Source organism: Caballeronia choica (assembly GCF_001544535.1).
Lineage (GTDB): Bacteria > Pseudomonadota > Gammaproteobacteria > Burkholderiales > Burkholderiaceae > Caballeronia > Caballeronia choica.
Map to the genome: position 1 here is coordinate 1 of NZ_FCON02000268.1, position 6,108 is coordinate 6,108.

Here is a 6,108-nt window from a genome sequence, read left to right on the forward strand (position 1 = left end):
CGACAGAAATCGCGCTGTATCATGCACTTGGCAACCTCCCCGAGCCGCCAAGCACCCACACATTTTACTGACGAGGCAAAAAAGGAGATTTCTCGTCCAGGACCAAGGACGGAAATTCAATGTATCACTTCGCGGCCGCCGCGGCTTTCTTTGCCTTCGTCACTGGCTTTGCCTTCGCCTTGGCCGTGGGCTTCGAGGTCGAGGTGAGTTGCCCGAGCAGACCGGCGGTGACCTGACTGGAATAGCGCGGGGATCGACGCAGAGCGGAGTGAGCGCGGCGGCGGCATCGGTGGCGGCAGCTGTCGAGCGGTCGGCGGCGGGGGCTCTTCAGCGTCGGGCCACGGCGCTGCTGGCTCGTGGAAAATCTAAAAGCACGGCCTGTGGATAACCTGCCTGGCTGCCAGCGGTATTGCTGTCTGTCTAGGAAAGCGGCCCGCAGGAATGGGGAAAAACCCGCGAGCCTAACCAGCGTGCCTCCCCATCGAGGACACCACCGGCTGGGGAGAACTTTATACCCGATCGGACCGGGCCAATGCGCGGAAGTAGACGCCATAAAAAGGGCCCGCCGAAGCGGGCCGCCAAGTCCATAAGATCGCTTCCCCGTCAGGGGAAGCAATCCTAGGATAGCGGTTATCCCCGTGTGCACAAGTCCGCTGTACACAGGCCGATAAACCCGACCTATGCGCAGTTCCGGACTTGCGCACACTCGCAACTCGCGCAGATCGGCTTCGCTCATGGCTTAGTCCTCCCTTTCGGTTTGGGCTTCGCGACCGGCTTCGCCTTGGCCTTGGCCGGTGGTTTCGCGGTCAGTTGCCCGAGCAGGCCAGCAGTCACTTGGCTCGAATAACGCGGGCGGGGGATTGACATCGAGAGGAGAGAGCGCGGCGGCGGCATCGGCGGGGGCGGCTCGCGGGCGGGCGGTGGCGGCGGTCGTGGTTCTTCAGCAGGCCCGGGGAGATGCTCGGCCAAAACAGTCAATAATTCGCCCAAGTAACGCTCGCGACACACGCCAGCGGCCAACGCGGCGCGCGAAAACCTGTCGCTTGTCCTGAAATCGAGCCATGCGATGACCGGTGCGCTGGTGGACAAGGTCTCTCTCCGGTTGTCACTTCGAACACACCCGGCATTCAGCATATGAGTCAAACCCGCGCCAGTAAAGCGTGGAGCGCTTGACTGCCATCGGCGGCGTCCCGCAAAGGCTCACCGCGATCAGGGAGGAAAGCGCGGTCGGACGCCGGTCTGCGGGCGTGGCCGCGGAGCCGTGATCCGAGCGCCAGAAAAGCGAGTTTGCAGAAAAAAAGGGCGGCAGGCGCAGCAGGCGTTCGCACACGCCCTCGGCGTGAGGTCAGTGGTGCGCGCCTACGGTCCCGAACTCGCCAGCGGCGCCTGCGGTCGCCTGTCACGCGGCAGAGCAGACGCGTGCTGGAGTTGTCGTCCCACCTGGCGAAAACGGCACGGCCCGCCGTCTTTTCAGACGTGCGGGCCGTTTGTTCGCGTGCCGCTGCCCTCGGAGGCTGCGACGTAGTCTAGCGCACGGTCATGCGGGTTTTTAAAAATATTCCGTGTTGCAACATTCCGGCTGCGATTCGCGCGTGCGGCCGTCAGAACGCCGTTTGGGGCGCGACGGGGCTCTAACCCACTTCGACAGGCTCGGCTTTCTTTTGGCGCTTCCGCAGCGTGGCGACCGCCGCGGCGATGTGCTCGGGCGATACCGGTTCAATCGGCTGTCCGTCTAGGCCGATCCGAAACCCGCCGGCAGCCAAGCAGGCAATGTAGTCATCGGAGTTAAACCAACCGACCAGCGCATGGCGCATCGGGATTGCAGTGACCGCCAACGTCCCCGCCCGCCTCGCCTCAGTGAGCTCCTTCGCAATACCCAGCGCCAGGGGGACAGGATGGGTGAAAAGCGTTGGATAGGCGGCCTGCAAAACCGCCAGCGCCGCCTCGCCCTTCGCCTTATTGCGGCGTTGCCGATCGACGGGACTGAGCGCGCTCTGCCGCTTGGACGCTGGCGTCGGCGTCGGTGCTGGCGGTGCAGGCGTCGTTGGCGGTGATGCTGGCGCTGGTGGTGGATCTACCGGGGCAGCTTCGGCAACTGGACGTTTCCCTAACGTGAGAGTCGGTCGGGTCGTCGTTTGCATGGTTCGAATTCAGGGTTTTTTCACGTTCAATTCAATTCACCGGGCTGGGCGTTCGACGTCGCCGCCGCGCGCGGCTCCTCCTGCCGATCAGGACCGTTTTTCGCACTCACCGCGGCGATCGTCGAGCCCTGCGGACCGCTCTGCGGTTCGCTCACTTCTTCAGCTTCGACTCAACCAGGTCCGAGCACGCCAGCGAAATGACTGCGGCGCGGCTCATGTGCAGCTTGTGCGCGAGCGCGTCGACGTCCGCCAGAAGCTCGGATAAAGCTCCACCGAGATCTTCTGCTTCTTGTCCCGTGTGAGCTTCGGCGCCTTGCCAACGGTGTCGTGCGCGCCTTCGACGAATGCCTCGGCTGCGTCTGTCGACCGCGCCGTGTGAGTTGGGCGTTTCTGCAACGTCATGGTAGCGATCCCCTGTTATTTCGATTGTGAAGCGATACCGTTTTGCAGGTGTTTCAGCATCGATATCAGGGCGTCAATCTCGCTGATCGCCTGATCATCGCGCGGCTTGTACTCGGACACGTGCAGGCCGGTGGCGCTTGCGTGCGAGATGGCTTTACGGCGCCCGATGCCGGCGCGATCCGGCGTGAGTTGGAGCAGTTCCATTTTCGGGAATTCTTGGGTCGCCTCGATCGCGTCAGCATTGTCGGAGCCGACCGGGTATGCGCAGTTCAGGACCGCCAGCGCCAACACGGGCGTCTCCCGCGTGCCGTTCGCTTCGTCGATGACGGCCGCGACGTCAGCCAGCGCCCACGTGTCGAATGCGCGGGGTTGAAACGGAATCAAAACGATATCGGAACACAGGAGAGCCGCCCGCAAAGCACCGGTATCCCGGCCACCTACGTCGATCACAGTGTGATGGAACCGCTTCGCCTGCAGCATGACCTGGGCGCGGAGCGTTTTTCCGTCGATGTACGAGGAAGAGGGCAGGGTGGGAAGTTGACGGTCGGTGCGTAGCGTCATGGCGCCGATGCCATTCGCCTGTTTGTCGCCATCAACGAATCAGACCGTATCGCCGGAAAGCGATAGTCCGAGAGCAAGCTGGACGGCGAGCGTCGATTTGCCGACACCGCCCTTCGTGTTTTCCGCAGGTAATGATCATGTTTTTTGGTGTGGGTGGAAGCGCGATCCGAACGATATCGTAACGATGCCAATTCGACTGCGAAACGCTGGCTAAACTACAGCGGATCGGATCGAAGAATAAGTGAATTTTCAGTAGGAGGGAAGGATGGCGTTGCGCCGCGCGTCTGGGAGAACGGTGAAAAAAGAAAAATAACCCAACGCTCGGGTTACCATGCGCTCATGCCGACAATCATTGACCGGAACGGATATCGCGTGCTCGTGCGCACGGCCGACCCTCGCCCCGCACATGTGCATGTCCGCGGCGCCGGCTATGAGGTCGTGTTTCTGCTGAATTGCCCGCAAGGCCCGCTCGCGCTGCGCGAGTTCAAAGGCAACATTCCGGCCGCGCGGATCCGCAGACTCGCGAACGAGATCGAGACCGAACTGGCCGTGATGTGTGCCGCCTGGAGGAAATACCATGGCCGTTATTACTGACGAAGAAATCGCCGCCGCGCGCAAGGCCGGCGAGGAGGTCGGCCCCTGCGCGATTGCTGCGCATTACTTCGCGGAGGATCGCTCGCTCGGCGTCGAGCTGGATAACGGCGTCAGGCTCCGCGTGCCGGTCAGCCTGATCCAGGGGCTCGGCGAGGCGAGCGACGAGGTGCTCGCGGCGATCGAGATTTCGCCGGTCGGCTGGGGTCTGCACTTCCCGGCAATCGATGCGGACGTCTATGTCCCGTCGCTCTTTCGCGGGATCTACGGCTCGCGCGCATGGATGCGCGAGCTGGGTCGCCGCACGTCGCCGGCCAAGGCGGCCGCGTCGCGCGAGAACGGCAAGAAGGGCGGACGACCGCGCAAAGCAGAGGTGCACGCATGAGCCGAAGCCGCAAGAAAACGCCGATTTTCGCCCATACGACGAGCACCAGCGAAGCCGCTGACAAAGCCGCATGGCACCGCCGGCATCGCGCCAAGGAGCGCGTTCGCCTCCAGACCGAAGGACCGAACTACCTCGAGCGCAGCCACCGTGAGAATAGCAACGCGGCGACCTTCGACAAGGATGGCAAACACTATTGGGCGCTAAGTGTCGGCACGCCAGCGATGCGCAAATGATGACAACGCGTTCGCTAAGATCGCTAGCCCGCCACGGGATCAGCTTTTGGTGGCAACGAAGCCGACGGTGGCGAAGGCGTGGCGCACTTCGGGACGCGCGCGGTATTCGCTCGACGCCTGAATCAGATCCAGCGCGACGCCGCACAGTTCGTCAAGCTGCGTGTCCGTCGGGAACGTGAGCGCGGCGCGGCCATAACTGTCTGCGATGGCTTCGCGCGCTTGCTCTTCGGCGTCGCGGACCACTTCAATCAGGCGGACGTCGTTCGATTCCTGGGCAACCGCCTTGACTGCGGCCCACTGTGCGCGGCGCGTGAGCGAAACCGATACTGATCTCTTACTAAACATGCGAGCGATGAACTTGAACAAAGATAGCCCTCAGTTTGTTCGTTTTGTTTTCGGGCTACTGCTGACCTCAAAAGTATGAGGGTAATCGCAGGAGTTGCACGAGAAGCATAGTATCGGGCTGCCGCTATTTCGGTGTAGACAACCGCACACCAACCGCGGAAGTCGAAATAGGTAAGACGATATGTCGACTGTTAGCGTGGAACGAATTGCCGACGTCCTGCGTGAGTTCGTTGCTGCGCTGAGGGATTGATATGCACTTCAAACACGTGGTTTATAAGATCACTTTTCCGAACGGAAAAATTTATGTAGGAAAGGACGAAGGCGGCCTCGGGCATTCGCTCCGTTACTTCGGCAGTTGGGACAATGCCCTTGTCTCATAAGACTTTAGCAAGGCAGAGCTTGCCGACTTGACCTTGCGCAAGCAGATACTTTTCGAATCTGAAGCAAAGAGTATGTTCGGCGTATGGAGAGCGATTAAATAAGTCTCTTCGAAGTAGTGACCCTGTGATTGGGTATAACCGAACTCAAAGAAGTAAGCCGAAGATCACTAGCAAGCCGTAATGCTGTAATGCTCCATCTATGCGCTTTCATGTCTGCCACGCGAGCAAATCCAATGATGAACGGCAGCATTACCCTCGCTGACATGGCCGCGCGAGCAAGTCATCTTGAAGTAGCGTGCTCGCGATGTGATCGGCGCGGCCGCTATCAGCTGGTCCGGTTGATGGAGACCCTTGGCGCGGACTTCCGGATGACAGATCTCGGTTCGGAGCTCGCGAACTGTCCGCGAAGAACGGCGGCGATACACGAGCGGTGCGACGTATATTTTCCCGGCCTTATTTCGCTCTTGGACGGCGACGCGAGTTGTCCGCCAGCGGAAGCGCGACGCTTTAGGTCGCGCCTTGCCACTCGCGCCGATTGCAGACGACTGGCAAGATTCGGCCAGTTGCCGCCGTTCGCCGTCCCCGCGGGACGGCCGTTCGAGCGGCGGCTTGGTAGCAGACAGCGGACCTCCACGGTCGGCGGCCAAAAGCTACGAGAGGCTACCTGAAACACATAGCTTTCGAGCGCGTCGCGGGCGAGTGCGCGAATTGCATTCGGCTCGAGCCATATCAACGGCTTCCTTACAGATTATTAACTTCGCAAGCCTTTGGATGCCGTGCGACGTCGCTCTGTAGTGACCGAATTCAACGACGCAACGAGGCGAGGCGGCGATGCGTTGTAACGCCAATGTAATGCGTTTGCGGATTTGCGCCATATTCGAAGGACTCCGCTGATCACAAGCCGCATCGCCGACGATCGACTCCGACTTTATGCGAGGTACTGAACGAACAATTGCACTGTCGAGCACGTACGCTTTTAAGATACTGACAGGCGCACCAAATAGTGCCTTGCGCGTTATACGGGTATGAAGACGAAAACTGATGGCCGAAAACTGGATCAGGCGACGCAG

General features: G+C 60.8%; 9 protein-coding genes. 3 read left to right on the plus strand and 6 right to left on the minus strand.

Annotation, left to right across the window (positions count from 1 at the left end):
- Positions 1 to 1,631: 1,631 nt before the first annotated feature.
- From AWB68_RS50995 to AWB68_RS41930, 4 genes are read right to left on the minus strand one after another with little or no spacing between them, the layout of a single operon-like run.
- Positions 1,632 to 2,141, minus strand: coding sequence for a ProQ/FinO family protein (locus tag AWB68_RS50995; RefSeq protein ID WP_087650029.1), 510 nt, complete (start codon positions 2,139 to 2,141; stop codon positions 1,632 to 1,634).
- Positions 2,142 to 2,167: 26 nt separating this feature from the next.
- Positions 2,168 to 2,296 (minus strand): hypothetical protein, encoded by a 129-nt coding sequence (locus tag AWB68_RS51000; RefSeq protein ID WP_268810981.1) that lies wholly within the window; start codon positions 2,294 to 2,296, stop codon positions 2,168 to 2,170.
- A gap of 58 nt (positions 2,297 to 2,354) precedes the next feature.
- On the minus strand, positions 2,355 to 2,543 hold the full coding sequence (locus tag AWB68_RS41925) for a hypothetical protein (protein WP_087650030.1): 189 nt from the start codon (positions 2,541 to 2,543) through the stop codon (positions 2,355 to 2,357).
- Between the two features lie 15 nt (positions 2,544 to 2,558).
- Positions 2,559 to 3,104 carry a hypothetical protein gene (locus AWB68_RS41930; RefSeq protein ID WP_087650031.1) on the minus strand — a complete coding sequence of 182 codons (546 nt, stop codon included), beginning with the start codon at positions 3,102 to 3,104 and terminating at the stop codon, positions 2,559 to 2,561.
- Positions 3,105 to 3,443: 339 nt separating this feature from the next.
- On the opposite strand from AWB68_RS41930, the gene AWB68_RS41935 reads away from it, so the two are divergent.
- The 3 genes from AWB68_RS41935 to AWB68_RS41945 are packed head-to-tail and all read left to right on the plus strand — an operon-like array spanning position 3,444 to position 4,313.
- Positions 3,444 to 3,698 carry a DUF4160 domain-containing protein gene (locus AWB68_RS41935; RefSeq protein WP_087650032.1) on the plus strand — a complete coding sequence of 85 codons (255 nt, stop codon included), beginning with the start codon at positions 3,444 to 3,446 and terminating at the stop codon, positions 3,696 to 3,698.
- Positions 3,682 to 4,080, plus strand: a complete 399-nt coding sequence (locus tag AWB68_RS41940; RefSeq protein ID WP_087650033.1) for a DUF2442 domain-containing protein — start codon at positions 3,682 to 3,684, stop codon at positions 4,078 to 4,080. The genes AWB68_RS41935 and AWB68_RS41940 overlap by 17 nt, the downstream gene beginning before the upstream one ends.
- Positions 4,077 to 4,313 carry a hypothetical protein gene (locus AWB68_RS41945; RefSeq protein WP_087650034.1) on the plus strand — a complete coding sequence of 79 codons (237 nt, stop codon included), beginning with the start codon at positions 4,077 to 4,079 and terminating at the stop codon, positions 4,311 to 4,313. Before AWB68_RS41940 ends, AWB68_RS41945 begins: the two co-directional genes overlap by 4 nt.
- 39 nt (positions 4,314 to 4,352) lie before the next feature.
- On the opposite strand, the gene AWB68_RS41950 is transcribed toward AWB68_RS41945, so the two are convergent.
- Together AWB68_RS41950 and AWB68_RS50295 are read right to left on the minus strand one after the other, a co-directional pair.
- Positions 4,353 to 4,658, minus strand: a complete 306-nt coding sequence (locus AWB68_RS41950; RefSeq protein ID WP_125483245.1) for a hypothetical protein — start codon at positions 4,656 to 4,658, stop codon at positions 4,353 to 4,355.
- 1,030 nt (positions 4,659 to 5,688) lie between these two features.
- A partial coding sequence (locus AWB68_RS50295; RefSeq protein ID WP_235028807.1) for a hypothetical protein occupies positions 5,689 to 6,108 on the minus strand: 420 nt, incomplete at its 5' end.

Coding starts and splice junctions, on each gene's coding strand:
- AWB68_RS50995 (WP_087650029.1), bottom strand. CDS start 2,141: ATGCAAACGACGACCCGACCGACTCTCACGTTAGGGAAACGTCCAGTT.
- AWB68_RS41925 (WP_087650030.1), bottom strand. CDS start 2,543: ATGACGTTGCAGAAACGCCCAACTCACACGGCGCGGTCGACAGACGCA.
- AWB68_RS41930 (WP_087650031.1), bottom strand. CDS start 3,104: ATGACGCTACGCACCGACCGTCAACTTCCCACCCTGCCCTCTTCCTCG.
- AWB68_RS41935 (WP_087650032.1), top strand. CDS start 3,444: ATGCCGACAATCATTGACCGGAACGGATATCGCGTGCTCGTGCGCACG.
- AWB68_RS41940 (WP_087650033.1), top strand. CDS start 3,682: ATGGCCGTTATTACTGACGAAGAAATCGCCGCCGCGCGCAAGGCCGGC.
- AWB68_RS41945 (WP_087650034.1), top strand. CDS start 4,077: ATGAGCCGAAGCCGCAAGAAAACGCCGATTTTCGCCCATACGACGAGC.
- AWB68_RS41950 (WP_125483245.1), bottom strand. CDS start 4,658: ATGTTTAGTAAGAGATCAGTATCGGTTTCGCTCACGCGCCGCGCACAG.